Origin of the sequence: Conexibacter stalactiti (assembly GCF_033542075.1) — a bacterium.
Taxonomy (GTDB): domain Bacteria; phylum Actinomycetota; class Thermoleophilia; order Solirubrobacterales; family Solirubrobacteraceae; genus Conexibacter; species Conexibacter stalactiti.
In genome coordinates this window covers 21,484-42,501 of record NZ_JAWSTH010000051.1, presented here as the reverse complement: position 1 = coordinate 42,501, position 21,018 = coordinate 21,484, and the positions used below count along the sequence as shown (strand labels likewise).

The 21,018-nt window shown below is 72.3% G+C and carries 18 protein-coding genes and 2 tRNA genes; 13 read left to right on the top strand and 7 right to left on the bottom strand.

From position 1 onward, the window contains the following. On the bottom strand, window positions 1-1,484 hold a 1,484-nt coding region (locus R7226_RS18250), incomplete at its 3' end, for an RNA polymerase sigma factor (protein ID WP_318598674.1). A 150-nt stretch (window positions 1,485-1,634) separates the two neighbouring features. On the opposite strand from R7226_RS18250, the gene R7226_RS18245 reads away from it, so the two are divergent. From R7226_RS18245 to R7226_RS18235, 3 genes are all read left to right on the top strand, one after another. Next, window positions 1,635-4,463 carry an ATP-binding protein gene (locus R7226_RS18245; protein ID WP_318598673.1) on the top strand — a complete coding sequence of 943 codons (2,829 nt, stop codon included), beginning with the start codon at window positions 1,635-1,637 and terminating at the stop codon, window positions 4,461-4,463. An 83-nt stretch (window positions 4,464-4,546) separates the two neighbouring features. Then, window positions 4,547-4,753: a hypothetical protein gene (locus R7226_RS18240; protein WP_318598672.1), complete on the top strand. Its 207-nt coding sequence runs from the start codon at window positions 4,547-4,549 to the stop codon at window positions 4,751-4,753. Next, window positions 4,740-5,453 carry a hypothetical protein gene (locus tag R7226_RS18235; protein ID WP_318598671.1) on the top strand — a complete coding sequence of 238 codons (714 nt, stop codon included), beginning with the start codon at window positions 4,740-4,742 and terminating at the stop codon, window positions 5,451-5,453. Before R7226_RS18240 ends, R7226_RS18235 begins: the two co-directional genes overlap by 14 nt. Here the strand turns inward: R7226_RS18235 and R7226_RS18230 are convergent. Continuing rightward, a complete protein-coding gene (locus tag R7226_RS18230; RefSeq protein WP_318598670.1) occupies window positions 5,425-6,255 on the bottom strand; it encodes a hypothetical protein in 831 nt (276 codons plus the stop codon). The genes R7226_RS18235 and R7226_RS18230 overlap by 29 nt on opposite strands. A gap of 239 nt (window positions 6,256-6,494) precedes the next feature. On the opposite strand from R7226_RS18230, the gene R7226_RS18225 reads away from it, so the two are divergent. From R7226_RS18225 to R7226_RS18215, 3 genes are all read left to right on the top strand, one after another. After that, entirely contained in the window at window positions 6,495-7,502 is a 1,008-nt protein-coding gene (locus tag R7226_RS18225) for a thiamine pyrophosphate-dependent dehydrogenase E1 component subunit alpha (RefSeq protein ID WP_318598669.1), read from the top strand. Beyond that, complete coding sequence (locus tag R7226_RS18220; protein ID WP_318598668.1) at window positions 7,499-8,527, top strand: alpha-ketoacid dehydrogenase subunit beta; 1,029 nt, start codon at window positions 7,499-7,501, stop codon at window positions 8,525-8,527. Before R7226_RS18225 ends, R7226_RS18220 begins: the two co-directional genes overlap by 4 nt. A gap of 49 nt (window positions 8,528-8,576) precedes the next feature. Continuing rightward, window positions 8,577-8,660, top strand: a tRNA-Leu gene (locus R7226_RS18215). A gap of 13 nt (window positions 8,661-8,673) precedes the next feature. Here R7226_RS18215 and R7226_RS18210 read toward each other — a convergent pair. Next, on the bottom strand, window positions 8,674-8,979 hold the full coding sequence (locus tag R7226_RS18210; RefSeq protein WP_318598667.1) for an ArsR/SmtB family transcription factor: 306 nt from the start codon (window positions 8,977-8,979) through the stop codon (window positions 8,674-8,676). Window positions 8,980-9,101: 122 nt separating this feature from the next. Here R7226_RS18210 and R7226_RS18205 point away from each other — a divergent pair, with 122 nt between their 5' ends. Together R7226_RS18205 and R7226_RS18200 are read left to right on the top strand one after the other, a co-directional pair. After that, window positions 9,102-10,544: an MFS transporter gene (locus R7226_RS18205; RefSeq protein WP_318598666.1), complete on the top strand. Its 1,443-nt coding sequence runs from the start codon at window positions 9,102-9,104 to the stop codon at window positions 10,542-10,544. Window positions 10,545-10,553: 9 nt separating this feature from the next. After that, the gene (locus tag R7226_RS18200; protein ID WP_318598665.1) at window positions 10,554-10,820 is read left to right on the top strand and encodes a DUF167 domain-containing protein; all 267 of its coding nucleotides are present in this window, start codon (window positions 10,554-10,556) and stop codon (window positions 10,818-10,820) included. A 123-nt stretch (window positions 10,821-10,943) separates the two neighbouring features. On the opposite strand, the gene R7226_RS18195 is transcribed toward R7226_RS18200, so the two are convergent. After that, window positions 10,944-11,636, bottom strand: coding sequence for a winged helix-turn-helix transcriptional regulator (locus tag R7226_RS18195; protein WP_318598675.1), 693 nt, complete (start codon window positions 11,634-11,636; stop codon window positions 10,944-10,946). Between the two features lie 227 nt (window positions 11,637-11,863). Here R7226_RS18195 and R7226_RS18190 point away from each other — a divergent pair, with 227 nt between their 5' ends. The 3 genes from R7226_RS18190 (at window position 11,864) to R7226_RS18180 (ending at window position 16,263) form a co-directional block, all read left to right on the top strand. Further along, window positions 11,864-12,517 (top strand): DsbA family protein, encoded by a 654-nt coding sequence (locus tag R7226_RS18190; RefSeq protein ID WP_318598664.1) that lies wholly within the window; start codon window positions 11,864-11,866, stop codon window positions 12,515-12,517. Window positions 12,518-12,607: 90 nt separating this feature from the next. Further along, window positions 12,608-14,269, top strand: a complete 1,662-nt coding sequence (locus R7226_RS18185) for an adenylate/guanylate cyclase domain-containing protein (RefSeq protein WP_318598663.1) — start codon at window positions 12,608-12,610, stop codon at window positions 14,267-14,269. Window positions 14,270-14,613: 344 nt separating this feature from the next. Beyond that, a complete protein-coding gene (locus tag R7226_RS18180; RefSeq protein WP_318598662.1) occupies window positions 14,614-16,263 on the top strand; it encodes an acetolactate synthase in 1,650 nt (549 codons plus the stop codon). A gap of 348 nt (window positions 16,264-16,611) precedes the next feature. Here R7226_RS18180 and R7226_RS18175 read toward each other — a convergent pair whose 3' ends face one another. Continuing rightward, on the bottom strand, window positions 16,612-17,544 hold the full coding sequence (locus tag R7226_RS18175) for a Ppx/GppA phosphatase family protein (protein ID WP_318598661.1): 933 nt from the start codon (window positions 17,542-17,544) through the stop codon (window positions 16,612-16,614). 3 nt (window positions 17,545-17,547) lie between these two features. Next, window positions 17,548-18,504, bottom strand: a complete 957-nt coding sequence (locus tag R7226_RS18170; protein ID WP_318598660.1) for a 2-hydroxyacid dehydrogenase — start codon at window positions 18,502-18,504, stop codon at window positions 17,548-17,550. Window positions 18,505-18,596: 92 nt separating this feature from the next. On the opposite strand from R7226_RS18170, the gene R7226_RS18165 reads away from it, so the two are divergent. Further along, window positions 18,597-18,670: transfer RNA gene (locus R7226_RS18165), tRNA-Met, on the top strand. A gap of 88 nt (window positions 18,671-18,758) precedes the next feature. On the opposite strand, the gene R7226_RS18160 is transcribed toward R7226_RS18165, so the two are convergent. Beyond that, a complete protein-coding gene (locus tag R7226_RS18160) occupies window positions 18,759-19,688 on the bottom strand; it encodes a LysR family transcriptional regulator (RefSeq protein WP_318598659.1) in 930 nt (309 codons plus the stop codon). A gap of 123 nt (window positions 19,689-19,811) precedes the next feature. Here R7226_RS18160 and R7226_RS18155 point away from each other — a divergent pair, with 123 nt between their 5' ends. Then, a complete protein-coding gene (locus tag R7226_RS18155; RefSeq protein ID WP_318598658.1) occupies window positions 19,812-20,957 on the top strand; it encodes an ABC transporter substrate-binding protein in 1,146 nt (381 codons plus the stop codon). The last annotated feature ends 61 nt before the right edge of the window (window positions 20,958-21,018 follow it).

The window sequence follows — 21,018 nt, the reverse complement described above, 5'->3', positions numbered from 1 at the left end:
GTCGTCGGCGCCTCGACCGGCTCGGCCGGCAGCGTCGTCGCGGGCGGCTCGGTCGCCGGCGGCGTGGCGGTGGTCGCGGCCGGCGGGGGCGGCGTCGTCGCGGCGGCCGTCTGCGGCGGCTGGCCGGAGGGAAGCTCGGACGGCAGCGCCGTCGTGCCCGACTCGACCTGCGTCTGACCGGGCTCGGGCGTCGGCGTCGTCGGCGTCACGGCGACGGTCGTGCCGTCGGCCGGGGCGGCCGGCGGCGGAGTGGTCGCGGCCGTCGTCGTGGCCGGCGGCGTCTCGGCCGGCCCTCTCTCGGCCGCCTCGGTCGCGGCCGCGGACTTCGCGTCGGCTCTCGCCGCGGCCGGCTTGGTCGCGGCCGCTCTGACCGGCGCGTCGAGCGCGCGCTGGACCTGGGCCGGCGCGTCGCGGTAGATCGGCTGCGCCTGCACGTCGGCGGGCGCCTGCGCGACGACGGCGGGCGGCACGGCGGCGTCGCGCGGGACGCGATGCTCGATCTCGACGGCGCCGGCGGTCACCAGCGCGGCGGCGGCGAGGCCGGCGGCGGCCTTCGTCGCGACGGTCGACATGCCGGCGGAGATCAGGCCGCCGGTCGCGGAGCCCGCGACGGCGGAGCCAGCTGCGGCGCCGGCGGCGCCGGTCGCGCTCGCGCCGCCGCCCGCGCCGGCCGACAGGCCGAGGTGCGCGAGCACGACCTTTCTGAGCGCCAGCACGAAGCCGACGGGCATCACGGCGGCGAGCGCCTTGTTGGTCGAGCGCAGCTGCTGCTTGAAGCCGGCGCAGCTCGCGCACGTGCGGATGTGGCGGCGGACCGGCGGGGTGCTGCGGCGCTTGAGGCCCTCGGCGATCTCGCCCAGCTCGAGCCGGACCTCGTCGCAGGAGAGCTGGCGCGCCTCGGCGGCCTCGGCGAGCGAGACGCGGGCGCGCACCAGCAGCGACTTGACCGACGGGATCGTCGTCTCCATCGCCTCGGCGATCTGCTCGTAGGAGAGCGCGTCGATCTCGCGCAGCAGCAGCGCGGTCCGCTGCGTCTCCGGCAGGTCCTGCACGTCGGCGATCAGCTCGCGGAACTCTTCGCGCTTGTGGACCTTGTCCGCCGTCGTCGTGCCGTGCTCGGCGAGATGGACGTCCATCGAGTCGACGCCGATCGGCTGCTGGCGGCGCAGGTGGTTGAGGCTGCGGTTGCGCGCGATCCGGTAGAGCCACGGCCGCGCGTTGATCGGACGGTCGTCGGCGAGGATCGCGTTGAAGGCGGCGGCGAAGACCTCCTGCAGCACGTCCTCGGCGTCCTCCTTGGACCCGAGCATGTGGCGGCAGAACGCGAGCAGGCGCGCCTGGTAGCGGCTCACGAGCGCCTCGAAGGCGCCGTGGTTGCCACGACGGACGAGCGCGATCAGGCGCTCGTCGGACTGGAGCCGGAGCAGTGGCGACCGGCCGTTGATGCCGGCGACCCCGGCGTGTTTGAGTGCAGAGACTTCCACGCGTGATTTCCTCGCCTGTTGGGACACCGTAGCAGCGCCCGAGTTGCGGAAAAGGGCTTGAAACAGGCCGCCCGGACGGTGCTGCTGGCGCATGCGCGCGCGTCGGTTCAAGCGGTTGGACGCCACAACCGGTCCGCAGAGGGGCATAGGATGCGGCGCATCGTGGTCGCGCACGGGGTCGATCTGCTCGAACGAGAGGGCGAGCTGCGCGTGATCGAGCGCCAGCTCGACGACGCGATCGCGGGCGTCGGCTCGCTCGTCGTCGTCGAGGGCCCGGCCGGGATCGGCAAGACGACGCTGCTGCGCGCGGCGGTCGAACGGGCCCAGGAGCGCGGCATGAGCGTGCTGCGAGCGCGCGGCGGGGTGCTGGAGCTGCACCTCGAGTACGGCGTCGTGCGGCAGCTGCTGGAGCGGCCGGTGATGCGCGCCGACGCCGCCGAGCAAGCGCGCCTGCTCGCGGGTCCCGCGGCGCCGGCCGCGGCGGTGCTGGGGCTCGGCGAGCTGCCGCCGGACGCCGGGCCGGGCCACGACCCATCGGCCGGAATCCTCCACGGCCTCCACTGGCTGACCGCCAACCTCTCCGACGCCGGCCCGCTGCTGGTCGTGCTCGACGACGCCCACTGGGCCGACACGGCGTCGCTGCGCGCGGGCGGCTACCTCGCGCGGCGGCTCGAGGGCCTGCCGGTCGCGATGCTGGTCGGGGCGCGCGACGACGAGCCCGGTTCGCAGACGCAGCTGCTGGCCGAGCTGATGCAGGCGGCTGAGCCGACCTACCTGCACCCGGCGCCGCTCGGGGAGACGGCCGTCGCGACGGTGCTGCGGGAGGCGTTCGCGGGTCAGGAGCCGCCGGCGGCGCTCGTCCACGCCTGCCGCGGCGCCAGCGGCGGCAACCCCTTCTTCCTGACCGAGCTGGCGGCGGAGCTGGCCGCCGTGCACCCTTCGCCGGCCGATCCGGCGCCCGAGTCGGTTGGTCGGATCGGCCCGCTCGCGGTGCAGCGCTCGCTGCTGCTGCGACTCGGCCGCCTCGGCGAGGACCCGCGCAGGCTGGCGCGCGCGATCGCGACGCTCGGCGGCGAGGGCGAGCTGCGCCACGCGGTCGCGGTCGCGGGGCTCGAGCCGGCCGCGGGCGCCGCCGCGGCCGATGCGCTCGTCGCCGCCGGGATCCTCGAACGGCGCCGTCCGCTGCGGATGGTCCATCCGCTCGTGCGCGCGGTCGTCGCCGGGGACGCGACGCCGGCCGACCAGGCGGCGGCGCACCGTCGCGCCTTCGAGGCGCTGCGCGCCGACGGCGTCCACGACGAGCTGGTGCTGCCGCACGCGCTCGGCGCCGAGCCGGCCGGTGACGCCGAGCTGGTCGCGCTGCTGCGCCGCCTCGGCGAGCGAGCGGCGCGGACCGGCACGCCCGGCACCGCGATCGTCCACCTGCGGCGGGCGCTGGAGGAGCCGCCGGCCGCGCCGGAGCGGCCGCTGCTGCTGGCCCAGCTCGGCTCGGCCGAGGTCCGCCAGGGCGCCTTCGCCGACGGCCTCGGGCACCTCGACCAGGCACTCGCGCTGCTGCCCGGCGGCGAGCTGGAGCCGCGGATCGCGATCCACCGCGAGCGCACCTTCGCCGCCTTCGCGAGCGCCGGCATGGGCGAGGCGCGGCGGCTGGTCGGTGACGCGCTCGCCGAGCTCGACGGCGCCGCCGGCGACTCCGACGCCGCGCTGCAGCTGGAGGCCGACCTCGCGCTGCTGGCGTGGCTGTCGGGCGGCGACCACCGGCTGGAGCTGCGCCGCCACCTCGGCGTCGCCGGCGAGACGCGCGCGGAGCGCACGATGCTGGCGCTGCTGGCGCAGGCCGAGCACGCCGACGGCGCCGCGCCGGAGGTCGTCGTCGAGCTGGCGACACGCGCGCTCGGGGACGGCCGCCTGATCGCGCAGGACACCTCCGAGGCGCTCTCCTGGTACATGGCGACGTACGCCCTGCTGACGTGCGAGGCGCACGACGAGGCGCGCGCGACGATCGCCGCCGCGCTCGCCGACGGGCAGCGGCGCGGCTCCGCCTTCGCGCGCGCCGGAGCGCTCGGGACACGGGCGGTGCTGGCGCTGAACGAGGGCCGTCCCCGCGACGCCGAGGCCGACGCGCGCACGGCCGCCGCCGGCGCGATCCCGCCGATCATGGTCCCGGTCAACGCCAGCTACGTGGCGCTCGCGCTCGTCGACCAGGGCGAGCTGGACGGCGCCGCCGAGCACCTGCGCGCGGCCGGCCTGGAGCACGGGCCGGGCGGCCCGACGGTGCTGCGCTGGATCCCGTGGGCGCGGGCGCGGCTGCACGAGGCGCAGGGGAACCTGGCGGCCGTGCGCCTCGACGTCGCGCCGCTGGAGGAGGACGACGCCGCCGGGCGCCCGATGCGCGCGCTGGCGTGGCGTGCGCTGCTGGCGCGTGCGCTCGTGCGCGGCGGCGAGCAAGCCGAAGAGGCGCGCACGCTCGCCGCCGACCACCTCGACTGGGCCCGCCGCTGGAACCGCCCGGGCGCGCTCGGCGTCGCGCTGCGGGCGGCGGCGCTGACGCGGCCGGAGGGGGAGCGGATCGCCGTGCTTGAAGAGGCGGTGCAGACGCTCGCGAGCGGATCGCTTGCGACCGAGCAGGCGCGCGCCGGTCTCGACCTCGGCGTCGCGCTGCTGCGCGGCGGTCGCCGCGACGACGGGCGCGCGGCGCTGGAGCAAGCGCTCGACGTCGCCGTCGACCGCGGCGCGCGCGACGTCGCGCAGCGGGTTGCGCAAGCGCTGGAGGCCGCGGGTGCGCCCGCTCGCCGGCTGCGCTTCGACGAGCTGACCGCGTCGGAGCGACGCGTCGCCGAGCACGCCGCCGCCGGGCGCACCAACCGCGAGATCGCGGAGGAGCTGTTCGTGACGCCGAAGACGGTCGAGAACCACCTCACGCGCGTCTACGCGAAGCTCGGGCTCGGCTCGCGCCGCGAGCTGGCCGACGCGCTGTAGAGCCGGTCGAGGACCCCCCAAGGGGGCAAGACAGGGGGTCGTCCCTCACGACGCGGCGGCGCCAACCCGGGAGGCTGCTCGACGTGTCCTCCCCCGAACCGATCGACCTCCACTGCGAGATCGACTCCCTCGAGGAGCCGATCAGCGGCAGGATCGGCAACCGGCGGGGCAGGTGCGTCGAGTTCCGCGGCTGGATCGAGCTGGCCGCGGTGCTGACCGACGTCGCCGAGGACGCGCGCAGCGAAACGTCCACCACCCGAAGCGAGGAGCACCCCCATGACCGCCTCTGACCAGCCGCGCCGCCGTCGTCTGCCCAAGCCCGCGACCGTGATCGCCGGTGTCGCGCTGTTCGCCGCGATCGGCGGGACCGCGACAGCCGCCACCACCCTGATCGACGGCAAGAACATCAGAGCCGGCACGATCACCGCCAAGCAGGTGAAGAACGGCTCGCTCGGCACCGCCGACCTCAGCAGAGCGGCGCGCGCGGCGCTGAGAGGCGCCAGAGGCGCGACCGGTGCTCAGGGCGCCGCCGGCGCGACCGGCGCGGCTGGGCCGCAGGGCGCCGTCGGGCCGCAGGGCACGCCCGGCGCGCAGGGGCCGCAGGGCATCGTCGGGCCGCAGGGCCCGGCCGGCGCCGACGGCGTGATCGACCCGCAGTCGGCGGCTCCGGCCAACAGCGTCAACCTCACGCCGGACGACGACGTCCTCGTGATCAACAAGGCGGTGCCGAGCGACACCTATGCCGTCTTCGTGAAGGTCAACCTGTTCTCGAACAGAGGCGACAGAATCCTCGGCTGCCGACTGGTGTCAGGGGCGACCGAGCTTGACAGCGTGCAGTGGACGTCGCCCGCCGACAACTACCGCGCCCCGATCTCGCTGCAGGCCGTGACTCCGACCGCGACGACCTCGCTGAGAGTGATCTGCAACGCGCCCGCCGGCGTCACCGGCTCGGCCTACGACGTCAAGCTGACCGCGCTCCCGGTCGGCTGAGCCGGCGGGGACGGCGCGGCGGCGGGAGCCGTCGGCGCGCCGTCGCCTCGGTGATCAGCAGGGCGACCGCGACCGGCACCGTCGCCGGCAGCGTGTCGAGCACGAGGAAGAGCGCGTCGTAGGCGAGCGAGAGGCCGAAGACGAGCAGCGCGATGCGACCCTGGCGGCGCCCCTCCGCCGCCAGCAGCGCGCCGAAGACGCCGGCGATGAAGTAGTCGCCGTAGCCGATCACGGCGTGCCCGAAGTGGGCTCGCTGCAGCTGCGGCAGCTCGGCCGGCGGCGCCGCCGCGTTGAGCACGGCCGAGGCCGGCTGGAGCGTCTCGGCGCCGATCAGGATCACGTCGGCGACCGCCATCAGCACGATCCCGACCTTCAGCCAGCCGTGGGGCGCGACGGTGACGAGCAGCACCCCGAGCGTCACGCACGAGAGGCCGCTCAGCAGCGTCCCGGCCAGCTCGCCCGCGAGGTGCTCCTGCGCCTGCCAGGCGACGAGGAACAGCACGGCCGCCAGCGGCGCCAGCCACGGCCGCCCGCCGTGCATCGTCCAGCCGAGCGCGGCGGCCGCCAGCGGCGGGATCGCCAGCAGCGCGACCCACGTCAGCACGTCGGCGGTCCCGCTCTGGGCGTTGATCGCCCACACGACGCCGGCGATCGAGAGCAGCGGCACGAGCGCCCACCAGGGGCTCCGCAGCCGTTCGGCGAGCCGTTCGAGCACCGGCACGGAGTGCGCCCGCGGCAGCGCGACGGCGGCCGCCTGGACCCCGATCAGGACGATGTTGGAGGCGAGAAATTCACGCGTCACGTTCCGAATGATGGACGACGAATTCCGTTAGCACGTCCTCGGTCTGGAGGGACCCCCCCAAAAGGGGGTTTGTCACACAATCCAGACTTTGAAAGCCCTCTCGCTACCCTCAAGGTCAGCCTATGTCTTCCTCCGTATCCAGTTCCGTAGCCAAGCCCCGCTCCACGAATCGCCGTGAACGGCGACGAGGGGGAGACGGGGCACCGGACTCCGGACACGGACTCGACCTCTACGAGCAGATGCTGCTGATCCGTCTGTTCGAGGAGGAGGTCGAGCGGCAGTACAAGCGCGCGAGAATCGGCGGCTACTGTCACCTCGCGTCGGGCCAGGAGGGCGCCACCGTCGGCGCCGTCCATCCGATGAGAGACGAGGACCTGCTCTTCTCCTCGTACCGCACTCATGGTCTCGCGCTCGCCAAGGGCGTCGATCCCGACCAGGTGATGGGCGAGCTGTTCGGCCGCGAGGGCGGCTCCGCGCACGGTCGCGGCGGGTCGATGCACCTGCTCGACTACTCCAGAGGCTACCTCGGCGGCTGGGGCATCGTCGCCGGTCAGCTGCCGCTCGCCGTCGGCGCGGCGCTGGAGATCTCCTACCGTGACAAGAGAGCCGCGGTCATGTGCGAGCTCGGCGACGCGGCGACCAACATGGGCGCCTGGCACGAGGCGCTCAACCTCGCGGCGATCTGGGATCTGCCGCTCGTGACGCTCGTCTTCAACAACAGATACGGCATGGGCACGACCGTCGAGAAGGCCTCCGGCGAGCCCGAGCTGTACAAGCGTGCCGCCGCCTTCCGCATGCACGGCGAGCGCGTCGACGGACAGGACGTCGAGGCCGTCCTCTCCGCCGCCGATCGGCTGCTCACGCGCGCCCGCGAGGAGCGCAAGCCGGCCGTGCTGGAGATCATCACCTACCGCTACCGCGGCCACTCCGTCGCTGACGCCGGTACTGCGTACCGCACGCAGGAGGAGATGGAGGAGTGGAGAAAGCGCGACCCGATCGAGCTGTACCGCCAGCGGCTGCTCGACGAGCGCCGCGCCGGCGAGTCGCAGATCGAGGCGATCAGAGCGCGCGTCGAGAAGCGCGTCGAGCAGGCGGTCGAGGCCGCTGAGGCGAGCCCGGAGCCGCCCGTCAGCTCCCTCTCCCAGCACCTCTACGGGGACCCGAAGAGCGCTGAGCAGTTCTCGCGCATGAGCCCCGGCAGCCCGTTCGGCGAGCGCGAGCTCGTCCTGGAAGGACTTGGCAGATGAGCGCCACCACCGCACCGTCGACGACCACGATGACCTACCGCGAGGCGGTCCGCCTCGGGCTGCGCGAGGAGCTGCTGCGCGACGAGGACGTCTTCCTGATGGGCGAGGAGATCGGCGTCTTCGAGGGCTCCTACAAGGTCACCGCCGGCCTCTTCAGAGAGTTCGGGCCGATCCGCGTGCGCGAGACGCCCATCTCGGAGGAGGGCTTCGTCGGCGCCGGCATCGGCGCGGCGATGATGGGCCTGCGCCCGGTCGTCGAGATCATGACGCTGAACTTCATCCTCGTCGCGATGGATCAGGTCGTGAACCACGCCGCGAAGATCCGCTACATGTTCGGCGGCGAGGTCGGCTGCCCGCTCGTGATCCGCACGCCCAACGGCGGCGGCTCGCAGCTGACGGCGCAGCACTCGCAGAGCTTCGAGGTCTTCTTCGCGCACACGCCTGGCATGAAGGTCGTCGCGCCGAGCACCCCGGCCGACGCCCACGGCCTGCTGAAGGCCGCGATCCGCGACGACGACCCGATCCTGGTCGTCGAGAACCTGCAGTCGTACAAGGTCAGAGGCGAGGTCCCCAACGACCCCGACCACGTCGTCGAGATCGGCAAGGCCGCGATCACGCGCGAGGGCAGCGACATCACGCTCGTCGCGCATTCGTTCGCGGCGACGCGCGCGCTGAGAGTGGCCGAGAGACTGAAGCGCGACCACGGCGTCAACGCCGAGGTCGTCGACCTGCGCTCACTGCGCCCGCTCGACGTCGAGACGGTCGCGAAGTCGATCCAGAAGACCAACCGCGCGCTCTGCGTCGACGAGGGCTGGGCGACCTACGGCATCAGCGCCGAGATCGCCTCGCGGATCCAGCGCGCCTGCTTCGACGACCTCGATGCGCCGATCGAGCGCGTCGGCCTCGCCGAGGTGCCGATGCCGTACGCGAAGCAGCTCGAGAGAGCGGCGATCGTCAACGACGACAAGATCGAGGCGGCGGCGCTGAGCGTGCTGGGCCTCGGCCCGGACGTCTTTTCCTTCTGATCCGTCACGTCGGGTCGTCGAGGGTGGCATCCTTGCGGTGCCCCCTCCGGCCCGGGTGGCGGAATCGGTAGACGCCGCCGACTTAAAATCGGCTGTCCTCACGGACGTGCGGGTTCGAGTCCCGCCCCGGGTACTTCAGCGCCGGCTCACGCGGACGGGTCCGCGAGCACCGAGTCGAGCAGGCCGGGGAAGCGGGCGTCGAGATCCTCGCGCCGCAGACGGAGCGCGATCTTGCGTCCTTCGGGGCGCTCCCACGTCACGCCGCTCTCGCGCAGCACGCGCCAGTGCGTCGTCATCGTCGACTTCGGCACCTCGGGGACGATCTCGCCGCAGATGCACTCGTCGGCGTCGGCGAGCACCCTGACGGCCCGCAGGCGCAGCGGATGGCCGAGCGCCGACAGCACGCTCACCAGCTCGATCTCGTCGGCCTTTGGGTGGGGGAGCGGCTTCACGAGAAAGATTGTACGCCTTCCTCGTACGATTTTTCCGCGAGGCCTTGACAGCGAGAGGTCATTATACGATTGTCCCGTACAGTCGTACTGAGTCTTCCCTCCTCTCCGTCAAGGAGCCGCACATGTCCTTCGCATCCCCGCCGCGGGCGGCTCGCCCGCGCCATCGCGGCTGGGCGCTCGCGCTGCTCGCGTTCGCCCAGCTGATCATCGCCCTCGACTACACGATCGTCTACGTCGCGCTGCCCGAGATCGGCACCCAGCTCGACTTCTCGGGCCACACGCTGCAATGGGTCGTCAGCGGCTACGCCGTCGCCTTCGGCGGCTTCCTGCTGCTCGGCGGACGCGCCGCCGACGCGCTCGGCCGCCGCCGCATGTTCGTGCTCGCGCTGCTGCTCTACGCCGGCTCGTCGCTGCTCGGCGGGCTCGCGAGCGGCGCCGAGCTGCTCGTCGCGGCCCGCGTCATACAGGGGATCGGCGGTGCGCTGCTGTTCCCCGCGACGCTCTCGCTCGTCAACACCACCTTCGCCGAGGGCCGCGAGCGCAACCGCGCGCTCGCCGTCTGGGGCACCGCGGGCGCCACCGGCCTCTCGCTCGGCTCGCTGCTCGGCGGCGCGCTGACAGAGGCGTTCGGCTGGGAGGCCGTCTTCTTCGTCAACGTGCCGCTGGCGGCCGTCGTCGCGCTGCTCGCCTTCCGCTACATCCCGCGCGACGCCGTGCGCAAGCGCGGCCGCAGCTTCGACCTCCCCGGCGCGCTGACCGCGACCGGCGGTGTCACGCTGCTGGTGATCGCGCTCGTGCAGGGGCCGGAGTCCGGCTGGGGCTCGACCGAGGTGCTCGGCGCGGGCGCGCTCGCGGTCGCGCTGCTCGGGCTCTTCGTCGCGATCGAGGCGCGCAGCCGGGAGCCGCTGATGCCGCTGCGCCTGTTCGTCAACCGCAGCCTCAGCTCAGCGATGGCGGTGACCTTCGTCTTCATGGGCACGCTCGGCGCGCTGCCGTACTTCCTCACGCTCTACTTCCAGACCGTCCACGGCTACGGCGCGCTGACGACCGGCCTCGCCTTCCTCGGCCCGTCCCTGTCGATCGCGACCGGCACGATCCTCGGTGAGCGGCTGATCGCCAGATACGGCATGCGCGCGACGCTCGCCGGCGGCCTCGCGGCCGGCGCCGGCGGCCTCGCCGTGCTCGCCGCCGCGATGTCGGCCGACGCCAGCTACCTCGCGCTGCTCCCGGGGATCGTGATCCTGGGCGTCGGTCAGGGCGTCGCGTGGACCGGCATGTGGATCGCGGCCGGCAACGGCGTCGCGGAGCGTGAGCAGGGGATCGCCTCCGGGATGGCCTCGACGACGCAGCAGGTCGGCGCCGCGGTCGGCCTCGCGCTGCTGATCGCGATCTCCGCCGACGGCCTCGACGGCCTGTCCGGCGAGTCGCTGCGAACCGCGACCGCTGATGGGCTGCAGAGCGCGGTCTACGTCTCCGCCGCCGGGCTGCTGCTGGGCGTGCTCGCGACGCTGGGACTGCGCCGTTCGCAGCCGGAGCCGGCCGCGGTGGCGGTGTCAGCCCGGTAGCTTCGCGGCATGGGCGACGTGAACGTGCGGCTGCAGCCGCGCTCGAAGAGATCCGAGGTCGTCGGCGTGCGCGAGGGGGCGCTGCTGGTGCGCGTCACGGCGCCGCCGGTCGACGGCAAGGCCAACGCGGCGCTCTGCAAGCTGCTGGCCAAGACGCTCGGCGTGCCGCCGACGACCGTCGCCGTCGTACGTGGCTCGTCGGCGCGCGACAAGGTCGTGCGGGTGGACGGAATCGAGACATCGATCCTGATGCACCGACTCTCCGACGCGCACTGAGCGTCCGAATCCGGACGATCCTTGACGCGGGGGCGTAACGTAGGACGAGTGAACGGCGTGTGCGGAGCGCGCCGTGCAGCCGCCGGAGGGCGGCTGCACTGGCTTACGCGTAGGTGTGGCTGGTCAGGCGACCGCGGCTTCGGCACGCGTGACGACCGGCGTGAGGCCGTCGAGCACGGCGTCGGTCAGTCTCGCGTCGCCGCTGATCTCGAGGCCGTCGCGCGTGCCGTCGGGCACGAGCGCGTCGACCCAGGCACGCTCCGTCCCGCTGACGCGGGCGGCGGCGTCGGCGTCGGCACGCTCTTCGAGCGTGACCTCGCCTCTCTTGACGGTGATCAGGTAGACCCTGTCCTCGCCATCCTTCGAGCGCTGCTGGACGTTGAGCTCCAGCGACCCCTTGAGCGACTTCGGCAGCGTCAGCAGCCCGGGAGCGAGCCGGAAGACGGCGCCGATGTCGATCGCCTCGCCGCGACGCGGCTCGGTCCACGACCACTCGTAGCCCCAGCGGGCGAGAGCGGCGAGAACAGGGATCAGGTCGCGCGCGCGCTCGGTCAGCTCGTAGTCCACGCGCGGCGGGACCTCGCGGTACCGCTGGCGGGTGAGCAGGCCGTCGGCGACCATGCGGTTGAGTCGGGAGCGAAGCTGCTCGGTCGAGATCCCCGGCAGGGTCCGCTGCAGCTCAACGAAGCGTCGCGGACCGCTGACGAGATCGCGGACGATGAGCAGCGTCCACTTGTCGCCGACGAGATCAAGTGCCCGGGCATCCGGAGACCACTGGTCGTACGGATGGCGTTTGGGCGGGGGAGCGGGTGAAATGGGGAACCTCCGGTGGGACGAGAGCGGGGCGACCTACCTACCGTGATGCAGATTAACCGACTGACGGGTAGCCGCGAAGCCGAGATGCGAAAAATGCGCCAGAAACGCGCCAACATGGGCCTTCCTGTCGCATTTACCGGGGAAGAGAGCGACGATACGGCCATCGCATCGACGACCCTTACGGCGTACGGTGCGGGACAAGCAGCTTGCGCAGGAGGTCCGGGCTGATGGGCGATGTGATCCAGCTGGTGCGGCGTCGACCGATTCCGCGTGACCGTGCGGGCGGTGTGACGTTCTTCTTCGACTTGGCGTGTCCGTACACCTATTTGGCTGCCGAGCGACTCGATCGGCGCTTCTGCGGCGCCCGTTGGCGGCCGGCCGCCGGGCGCCATCTCGCCGGCAGTCCGCTGGTCGCCTCCGCGCGCGCGAACGAGACGGGCGCCCCCGACGCGCGCGCGATGCACGCCGTCGAGCTGCGCGCGCGTGAGCTGCACATGCCGCTGGTATGGCCCGAGCGCTTCCCGGCGCAGGTCCCGCACGCGATGCGGGCGGCGACCCACGCGGCCGAGCGCGGTCGCGCGCAGGCGTTCGCGATCGCCGTCGGCCGGCTGGCCTTCTGCGGCGGTTTCGATGTCGAGGATCCGCGCATGCTCGCCGAGGCGGCGGCCGCCGCCGGCCTCGACGTCGACGAGACGCTCGACGCCGCCGGCGACGAGTGGCGCGATCGCGAGATCGAGGCAGCGGGCCGCGCGCTCTGGGTCGACGGCGGCACGACGCTGCCGGCGGTCCGTCACGAAGGCGGCCTCTTCTGCGGAGAACATGGCGTCACGGCAGCCATCTTCTCGCTGCCGGCGGTCGTCAACGCGTGGCCCGGCCGCTGAGCGACGCCAAGATGTGTTCAGCTTGCTGAACACATCCTCATAGGGGCGGAGTTCGGATCCGGGGCTCGCGCTGTCACAATCCCTGGTGGGATGGACCGGGTACTGCGATACGCCTATCGCCGACTCGGCCGGCGATATCCGCTGACTGTCGTCGTTCTGCAGTTCCAGATCGCCCACCTGCTGGCACTCGGCGGGATCGTGCTGCTGCGGCTCTACCAGCCGATGAGCAACCGCTCCTTCGTGCTCCTGCTGGTGGTGGCGACGGTGCTCGTGGCACTCGACAACGTGAGCTCGACGATGCTCGCGCGGCGGCTGTTGCGGCCGGTCGGGAGCTGGCTGGACGGCGCGAGGGACCGCAAGGCGACTGCGGCGGCTTGGCGTGCGCTGGCGTCGCTGCCGAGCGACTACACGCGACGCGTGCCGACGGTGCCGATCGCGCTCGTGATCGTGCCGTTCGCCGTCTTCGCGACGCTCGAGCTGGAGCTGAAGGCGCTCTCGGCGCTGGCGATCCTGATGGGAATGCTGCTGACGCTGGCCTACGGCGCGGTGCTGCGCTTCTTCTTCCTCGAGTCGCTGCTGCGGCCGGTGCTGGAGGACGTCGCGCTGCACATGCCCGACGACTTCGACCCCGGCCGCGCCGGCGTCTCGCTGCGCAGACGGCTGCTGATCGGCCTGCCGGCGATCAACATCCTCACGGGCGTGATCGTCGCCGGGATCGAGATGAACCGCCACGGCGCGCGGCTCGACGACATCGGCCCGGCGGTCGTGATCGCGGTCGCGGTCGCCTTCCTGATCTCGGTCGAGCTGACGATCCTGCTGGCGCGCTCGATCTTCGATCCGATCGATCAGCTGCGCTCGGCGACCGAGCGCGTCGGCCGCGGCGACCTGTCGACGCGCGTACCGGTCGTCTCGACCGACGAGACCGGCCGCCTGGCGCGCTCCTTCAACGACATGGTCGCCGGCCTCTCCGAGCGGGAGCGGCTGCACGAGGCGTTCGACGCCTACGTCGGCCCGGACGTCGCCGAGATGGTGCTGCGCGACGGCACCCATCTCGACGGCAAGGAGCAGGTCGTCACGGTGCTGAGCCTCGACATCCGCGACTTCACGCAGAAGGCGGAGAGAGCGACGCCGCGCCGCGTCGTCGACTTCCTCAACGAGTTCTTCGGGATGGTCGTCCCGATCATCGAGCACCACGGCGGCCGCGCCGACAAGTACGTCGGCGACGGCCTGCTGGCGATCTTCGGCACGCCCGAGCCGCTGCCCGACCACGCCGACCGTGCCGTCGCGGCGGCGCTGGAGGTGGCGGTGGCGGTGCGCGACCGCTACGACGACCTGCGCGTCGGCATCGGCGTCAACTCCGGGCCGGTGATCGCGGGCACGATCGGCGGCGGCGGCCACGTCGAGTTCACCGTCATCGGCGATCCGGTCAACACCGCCGACCGCGTCGAGCAGGTGACGCGTCAGACCGGCGACACGGTGCTCGTGACGGAGGCGACGCGGAGACTGCTGAGACGGGACCACGGCCGCTTCGAGAACCGGCCGGCGGTGCCGCTGAAGGGCAAGACCGAGAGAGTCCAGCTGTGGGCGCCGAAGGCCGTCAGCGCGACCGCGGGCGGCTCGCCCGACGGCACGGAGCGTGTCAGTGCTCCGACCAGTTCAACCGATCGAACAGAATCGAGCGATCGCGACGGCCGTGACTCCCGCGACGGACGCGTGCCGGCGCCCGACGCGGCCTCCGAGGTCGGGGCCTGAGCCGGTCTCAGAACGCGGAAGAGGCCCGGAGTCCTTCCGGGCCTCTTCCTGTCGACGGCTCCTTGGGGGACGGGCGAGGTCGGGGGTCCATGCCCGTCCGGAGCGGTGCGTCGCTGGCCGGACGTTGGGAGGCGCCGAGGTCGGTCGGCTCATCCGGCCTGTGTCGGGATCGAAGGAGGTCGTGCCATCTCCTCGTCCTGAGAGTGATATTGCGCGCATGTGGTTGTTGGTGCAACCCTGGAAATGAGCGTCATACGATGCTCATACGGCCTCAAAAAGTTGTACATAGCGGCGCATAGCTGCGTACCAGCTCATCTCGGGTCCGTCAGCATTAGAGTCGGCGCATGTCAACGGACACGCAGCAGGAGACGCGGCTGCACGGCGGCAGGCTGATCGCTCGCCGCCTCAAGGCCCACGGCGTCACGAAGCTCTTCACGCTCTCGGGCGGCCACATCTTCCCGATCTACGACGGCTGTCGTGACGAGGGCATCGACATCGTCGACGTGCGCCACGAGCAGGCCGCGGCCTTCGCCGCGGAGGGCTGGGCGAAGGTCACGCGCACGCCCGGCGTCGCCGCCGTCACGGCCGGCCCCGGCGTCACCAACTCGATCAGCGCGATCGCATCCGCGCAGTCGAACAACTCGCCCGTGCTCGTGCTCGGCGGCCGCGCGCCGGCGTTGCGCTGGGGACGCGGCTCGTTGCAGGAGATCGACCACGTGCCGTTCGTGCGGCCGTTGACGAAGCTCGCCGCGACGCCCGACACGACCGCCGAGATCCCCGGGCTCGTCGACGAAGCGCTGGCGACCGCGATCGCGCCGCACTCCGGCCCGACCTTCCTCGACTTCCCGATGGACCACGTCTTCAGCGAGGCGGAGGAGCCGGCCAGCGACGCGACGCTGCCGACCCCGCATCTCGGCGCCGGCGCCGATGGCAACGCGATCGAGCGCGCCGGTGCGCTGCTGGCGCAGGCCGAGCGGCCGGTCATCATGGCCGGCACCAACCTCTATTGGGGCCACGGAGAGGTCGCGCTGAGAGCGCTCGTCGAGCAGCTCGGGATCCCGGTCTTCCTCAACGGTCTCGCGCGCGGCTGCGTGCCGGCCGACCATGAGCTGTTCTTCTCACGCGCGCGCGGGACGGCGCTGAAGGGCGCTGACGTCGCGCTCGTGATCGGTGTGCCGATGGACTTCCGGCTCGGCTTCGGCGACTCGTTCGGGCCCGAGACAGAGCTGATCGCGATCGACGTCGCCGAACCGGTGCGCGAGCATCCGCGGCCCGTCGCCGCCGAGCTGTACGGCGCGCTGCCCGCGACGCTTGACGCGCTGCGCGTCGCGGCCGCCGGCGGCCCCGACCGCTCGGGCTGGCACGAGCAGCTGCGCAAGGTCGAGGAGGAGAAGCACGCCGCCGAGGCGATCGAGCTCAACGACGAGCGCGCGCCGTTGCACCCGATGCGCGTCTACGCCGGCCTCGCCGAGGTGATCGATCGCAACGCGATCATCGTCTGCGACGGCGGCGACTTCGTCTCCTACGCGGGCCGCGTCGTCGACTCCTATGAGCCCGGCTGCTGGCTCGACCCGGGGCCGTTCGGCTGCCTCGGCACCGGTCCCGGCTACGCGCTCGCGGCGAAGCTGGCGAGACCGGAACGGCAGGTCGTGCTGCTGCTCGGCGACGGCGCCTTCGGCTTCTCCGGCCTCGAGTTCGACACGCTCGCGCGTCATGGCGTCAACGTCGTCGGCCTGATGGGCAACAACGGCATCTGGGCGCTGGAGAAGCACCCGATGGAGTTCCTCTACGGCTACTCGGTCGCGGCCGAGCTGCGGCCCGAGACGCGCTACGACGAGGTCGTCAGAGCGCTCGGCGGCCACGGAGAGCTGGTCGAGCGGCCGGAGCAGCTGCGCGGCGCGCTGGAGCGGTCGTTCTCGGCAGGCGTCCCGGCGCTGGTCAACGCGATCACCGACCCGACGGTCGTCTACCCGCGCAAGTCGAATCTCGCGTAGGGCCGCGGCGTCCGTGAGGCGCCGCTCACCTGCCCGCTGATACAGCGCCGTACCCAAAAAAAGAGGAAACCGCCCGCATCATGCGGACGGCTTCCTCGAAGTGGCCCCATCAGGACGGGCAGGGGTACGTGCCTTGAAAGGGCCTTTTAGGTGGCCCAGACGGCGGGAGGCGCCGTTTTTTACGCGGCTTCGCCTGGACCTATGGGTCGGGCAGCCGACTCGCTTGCACGAACCCGATGCCCGACAGGCCGATATTGCCCGAGGGGTTCGCATTCAAACAATCGAACATTCGTCCAGGTTCGTTTCCGGCCTGGACACGATGGGGTAGATGCAGCGGTTTGCGCTGATTCAGGTGGCGCGTGCGCGTTCGAGCATCGCGCCGTGCAGGATGTCGTGCTCGGAGACCTCGACGCTCCCGATCCCGAAGAATCGAAGCACCTCGATCAGGATGATGATGCCCGCAACGATGGTCGGCGCGCGGTCAGGATGCAGACCAGCGACCTCGCGGCGCTCGGCGAGCGGCAGCTGCGCCAGTCGTGCAAGCTCGAACTCGGCATCGCTCAGCTCCACGACGTAGCCGTGCACCCGGGCCGGGTCGTACGGCTCCAGCCGCTGCGCGATCGCGGCCAGCGAGGTGGCCGTGCCGGCGACGCCGATCGCGCGTTGGGCGTCGTCGCGAACGGCGACGGGGATCTGCGCGTGCAGGATCGCCCGCACGTCATCGGCGAGCGCCTGCAACTCGGCCGGTCGCGGCGGGTCGCTGCGGATGTGGCGCTCGGTCTGACGCACGACGCCGAGCTGTGTGGAGACGTGGAAGTCGACGTGTCCCTGATGGCCGACGACCAGCTCTGTCGAACCGCCGCCGATGTCGAAGACGAGCAGCGGGGTGCGATCAGCGGGATCGCGGTCGTGCGTGGCGCCGAGGAAGGTCAGCTGCGCCTCGCGCTCGCCGGCGATCGTCTGCGCGTCGAGCCCGAACCGCTCGCGCACGATCGTGGTGAAGTCGGCGCCGTTGGCGGCGTCGCGCACCGCGCTGGTGAGGACCGCCAGGCGCGCGTCGGCCGGGACGTCGGCGGCGTCGAGCGCGTCGCGGTAGGCGCCGAGCGTCGCGAAGACGCGCTCCATCGCGGCGTCGGAGAGGCGGCCGCTGGCGTCGACGCCAGCGCCGAGATGGGTGACCTGCGAGCGGCGGTCGCGCTCGGCGATGCGGCCGTCGGGCAGGACGTCGGCGATCAGCAGCCGCGTCGAGTTGGTGCCGATGTCGACGACGCCGACGCGCATCGTTCAGGCGGCGTGGGTGGGAGAGGGCATCGGCGGCGAGACCGCCTGCGGCAGCGGCCGGCCGGCGAGGCCGGCGAGCACGTTGTCGACGGCGATCTCGCTCATGCGCGTGCGCGTGCGCGTGGTTGCGGAGCCGATGTGCGGGACGACGAGCACGTTCGGCGCCTGCAGCAGCGGGTGGTCGGCCGGCAGCGGTTCGGGGTCGGTGACGTCGAGCGCGGCGCCGCCGATCGTGCCGGCGTGCAGCGCCGCGGTCAGCGCGTCGGTGTCGACGACTCCGCCGCGTGCCGTGTTGACGAGGATCGCCGTCGGCTTCATCCGCCGCAGCGCCGCGGCGTCGATCAGGTGGCGGGTCGCGGGCGTCAGCGGCACGTGCAGCGAGACGAAGTCGGAGCGCTCCAGCAGCTCCGGCAGCGGGGTGCCGGCGCGGCTGGTCGATCTCAGCACCGTCATGTCGAAGCCGGCCGCGCGCCGCGCGACCGCCTCGCCGATGCGGCCGGCGCCGACGATCCCGAGCGTCGCGCCCGCGACGTCGTGGCCGAGGTAGCCGCCCGGCTCCCACGTGCCCCAGCGCCCCGCGAGCACGTCGGCGGCGGTCTGCGGCAACCGCCGCGCGGCCGCCAGCAGCAGCGCGAAGGCGAGGTCGGCGGTCGCGTCGGTGAGCACGTCGGGCGTGTTGGAGACGGCGACCCCGCGCGCCGTCGCCGCGGCGACGTCGATGTTGTCGTAGCCGACGCCGTAGTTGGCGACCGTCTTGACCCGAGGGCACGCGTCGAGCAGCGCGCCATCGATCGGGTCGACGAGCGTGCACAGCAGCGCGTCAGCCTGGCCGGCCCGCTCGAGGAGCGCGGCGCGCGGCGGTGGCAGCCGCTCCTCCCACACGTCGACCTCATGACCGGCGGCGCTCAGCCGCTCCAGCGCGTCACCGGGCAGCCGGCGCGTGACGAAGACAAGACCCATGCGGCGCAATGCTACGTGCAGCCTGGGGTGGGGTGCCTGGCGCGCGGCCGCACGGCCTCGCGAAACAGATTGCGCTAGAATCCTTCGTCCGCCGCGGGGTGGAGCAGTCTGGTAGCTCGTCGGGCTCATAACCCGAAGGTCGCGGGTTCGAATCCCGCCCCCGCTATACGAAAGCCGCCTCTCGCCAGGCGGCTTTCGTCGTTCTGGGGGAGATCAGGGTGGGCTGGCTGGGGTCGTCGCCTGAGCCGCGTGCGTCAGCTGATGCCGGCCTCGGCTGCCGCGAGGCGGCCGATGTCGCGGCGCCTGCTGCGCGCCACGTCCATGAACGCGGCCGGTAGGTCGCTGCTGTCCATGCTGGACCGCACCATCGCCTGCTGCGCGGGCGGGACGTTGACGAGCGGGACGTAGGCGATGCCCGGCCAGTGGTAGCGGCGGGCGACGAATTGGGGCGCGGTGTCGATGCCGTGGCCGCTGGCGATGAGGTAGAGCCATTCGTCGCGGCTGACGGCCTGGCGCGGACACAGCTGCGGGCGGCGGCCGTCGAGCTGGTCGGTCAAAAGCCAGAAGTCGCGCCAGACCTCGGATACTCCGGCCCGCGTGACGAACACTTCGTCGGCGAGGTCAGCAGGCTCCAGCGAGTCGCGGCGCGCCAGCGGGTGCGACTCGGCGAGCGCGACGATGCGCGGCTCCTCGGCGAGTGGAACGACCGTGAGGTCTGCGAGTTCGTCCTTGGAATGCGGGAAGTAGGCGAATGCGACGTCGGCTCGGCCGTCGCGCAGGCAGGGCAGGAGCTCGGCGAAGTCGAACGCGAGAACGTCGACGGAGACGTCGGGGTGTCGCGCGGCGAACTCGCTGATCACCGGTGTCAGCAGCTCCGCGGTCGCCGGACCCAGACAGCCGACGATCAGCCGTCGCTGCTTGCTGCGCGCGAGCAGCCGCGCGCGTCCGAGGGTGGCGTCGGCGACGGCCAGCAGCTGGCGCGCGTCGACCAGCAGCGCGTCACCGACGGGCGTGAGCGTGACGCGGCGCGACGTGCGCGTGAACAGCTCAGCCCCGACCTCCCGCTCGAGCGATCGGATCTGCGCGCTCAGCGCTGACTGGGCCAGGTGCAGGCGTGCGGCCGCGCGCGTGAAGTGCAGCTCTTCCGCGACGGCGACGAAGTACCGCAGCTGGCGGAGGTCCATGCGCGCAATCTATCGGATGAAACGATCGATCCGATCGCGTCTTCCTGTTGCGCCCAGCTCAAGTGAATACAGAATGCATGCACCATCGGCGAGGCCCGCATGGGCCACTGGAGGGTGTGGGAGATGAAGGTCTGTGCACTGCGCCTGCTCGGCGCGGCGACGCTCGTCGCCGCTGTCGCGGCAGGGTGTGGAGGTGGCGGTTCCGCCGGAGGCGACGATCGCGTGATGATCGGCGTCAGCGTGGAGAAGACCGGCCCGGTGCCGGCGCTCGGCAACGCCCTGAAGGGCGCTGAGGCGGCGGCGAGAGCGATCAATGCCGCAGGAGGCATCGACGGGCGCGAGATCGAGCTGGTGGTTCGCGACAACGCCGGCGACCCGAGCAAGGCGATCGCCAACGTCGAGGAGTTTCACGACCGTGGCATCGGCATCGTCGTCGGGCCCGTCTTCGGCCAGAACTGCGAGGCGGTCGCGCCGATCGTCGCCAAGAACGACATGGTCGATTTCTGTCTGAGCACGCAGGACCTGAATCCCGAGCTGGTCGAGCGCCAGTTCGGGATCGGTGTCGGCTACACCGAGACGGTCGGTTTCGACGTGGCGTTCCTCGCCACGAGAGGCGAGCGCATCGGCGTGCTCGGTGAGAAGGGGCCGGCCGGCGACCGGACCGAGTCGATCGCCGAACCGGCGGCGAGAGCTGCGGGCGCGACGGTGCAGTTCGAGCGGATCGAGACGACGGACACGACGGCCAAACCGCAGATCCAGAAGCTGCTTGCCAACGGCGTTGAGTCGATCTACATCGTCTCGTGCGGTCCGATCGCGATCGCCGCCGCGCGCGAGGCGATCGATCTCGGCTTCGACGGCACGGTGCTGATGCCCAACTGCTTCGCGTCGGCCGCGGGCGGCGAGGCGATGAAGGGATTCGCGAACGGCAACGTGCTGATCAGCGCGCCGGAGTTCCTGCTCGGAGCGCCGCCGCTCGGCGGTCGCAAGGCGGCGATCGAGCGCTACCAGGACGAGATCGACGCCCCCGACACGGTCGTCGCCGCCGGTTGGGACGCGGTCTTCTTCGCCGCGCAGGCGATCGAGCAGACCGGCTCGACCGAGCCGGAGGCGATCGCGAGCACGCTCGAGGACGACTTCCGCTTCGCGGGCGTGTGGCACGCGGGCACGACGACCGCCGCGGACCACCGCGGCGCGATCACCGATGGCGCGCTGGTTCCAGCTGAGGTCACGCCGCAAGGGACGTTCACGCCGCTGGAAGCCAAGCGCTGATGACGGTGGCATTGCCAGCGGGCGCGCGCGCACCGAGCGCGGGGAAGCAGGCTGCAGCGGC

Excerpts from the sequence above, each read along its gene's own strand:
- R7226_RS18245 (WP_318598673.1), top strand. The coding sequence starts at position 1,635 with ATGCGGCGCATCGTGGTCGCGCACGGGGTCGATCTGCTCGAACGAGAG.
- R7226_RS18235 (WP_318598671.1), top strand. The coding sequence starts at position 4,740 with ATGACCGCCTCTGACCAGCCGCGCCGCCGTCGTCTGCCCAAGCCCGCG.
- R7226_RS18225 (WP_318598669.1), top strand. The coding sequence starts at position 6,495 with ATGCTGCTGATCCGTCTGTTCGAGGAGGAGGTCGAGCGGCAGTACAAG.
- R7226_RS18220 (WP_318598668.1), top strand. The coding sequence starts at position 7,499 with ATGAGCGCCACCACCGCACCGTCGACGACCACGATGACCTACCGCGAG.
- R7226_RS18205 (WP_318598666.1), top strand. The coding sequence starts at position 9,102 with ATGTCCTTCGCATCCCCGCCGCGGGCGGCTCGCCCGCGCCATCGCGGC.
- R7226_RS18200 (WP_318598665.1), top strand. The coding sequence starts at position 10,554 with ATGGGCGACGTGAACGTGCGGCTGCAGCCGCGCTCGAAGAGATCCGAG.
- R7226_RS18190 (WP_318598664.1), top strand. The coding sequence starts at position 11,864 with ATGGGCGATGTGATCCAGCTGGTGCGGCGTCGACCGATTCCGCGTGAC.
- R7226_RS18185 (WP_318598663.1), top strand. The coding sequence starts at position 12,608 with ATGGACCGGGTACTGCGATACGCCTATCGCCGACTCGGCCGGCGATAT.
- R7226_RS18180 (WP_318598662.1), top strand. The coding sequence starts at position 14,614 with ATGTCAACGGACACGCAGCAGGAGACGCGGCTGCACGGCGGCAGGCTG.
- R7226_RS18175 (WP_318598661.1), bottom strand. The coding sequence starts at position 17,544 with ATGCGCGTCGGCGTCGTCGACATCGGCACCAACTCGACGCGGCTGCTG.
- R7226_RS18170 (WP_318598660.1), bottom strand. The coding sequence starts at position 18,504 with ATGGGTCTTGTCTTCGTCACGCGCCGGCTGCCCGGTGACGCGCTGGAG.
- R7226_RS18160 (WP_318598659.1), bottom strand. The coding sequence starts at position 19,688 with ATGGACCTCCGCCAGCTGCGGTACTTCGTCGCCGTCGCGGAAGAGCTG.
- R7226_RS18155 (WP_318598658.1), top strand. The coding sequence starts at position 19,812 with ATGAAGGTCTGTGCACTGCGCCTGCTCGGCGCGGCGACGCTCGTCGCC.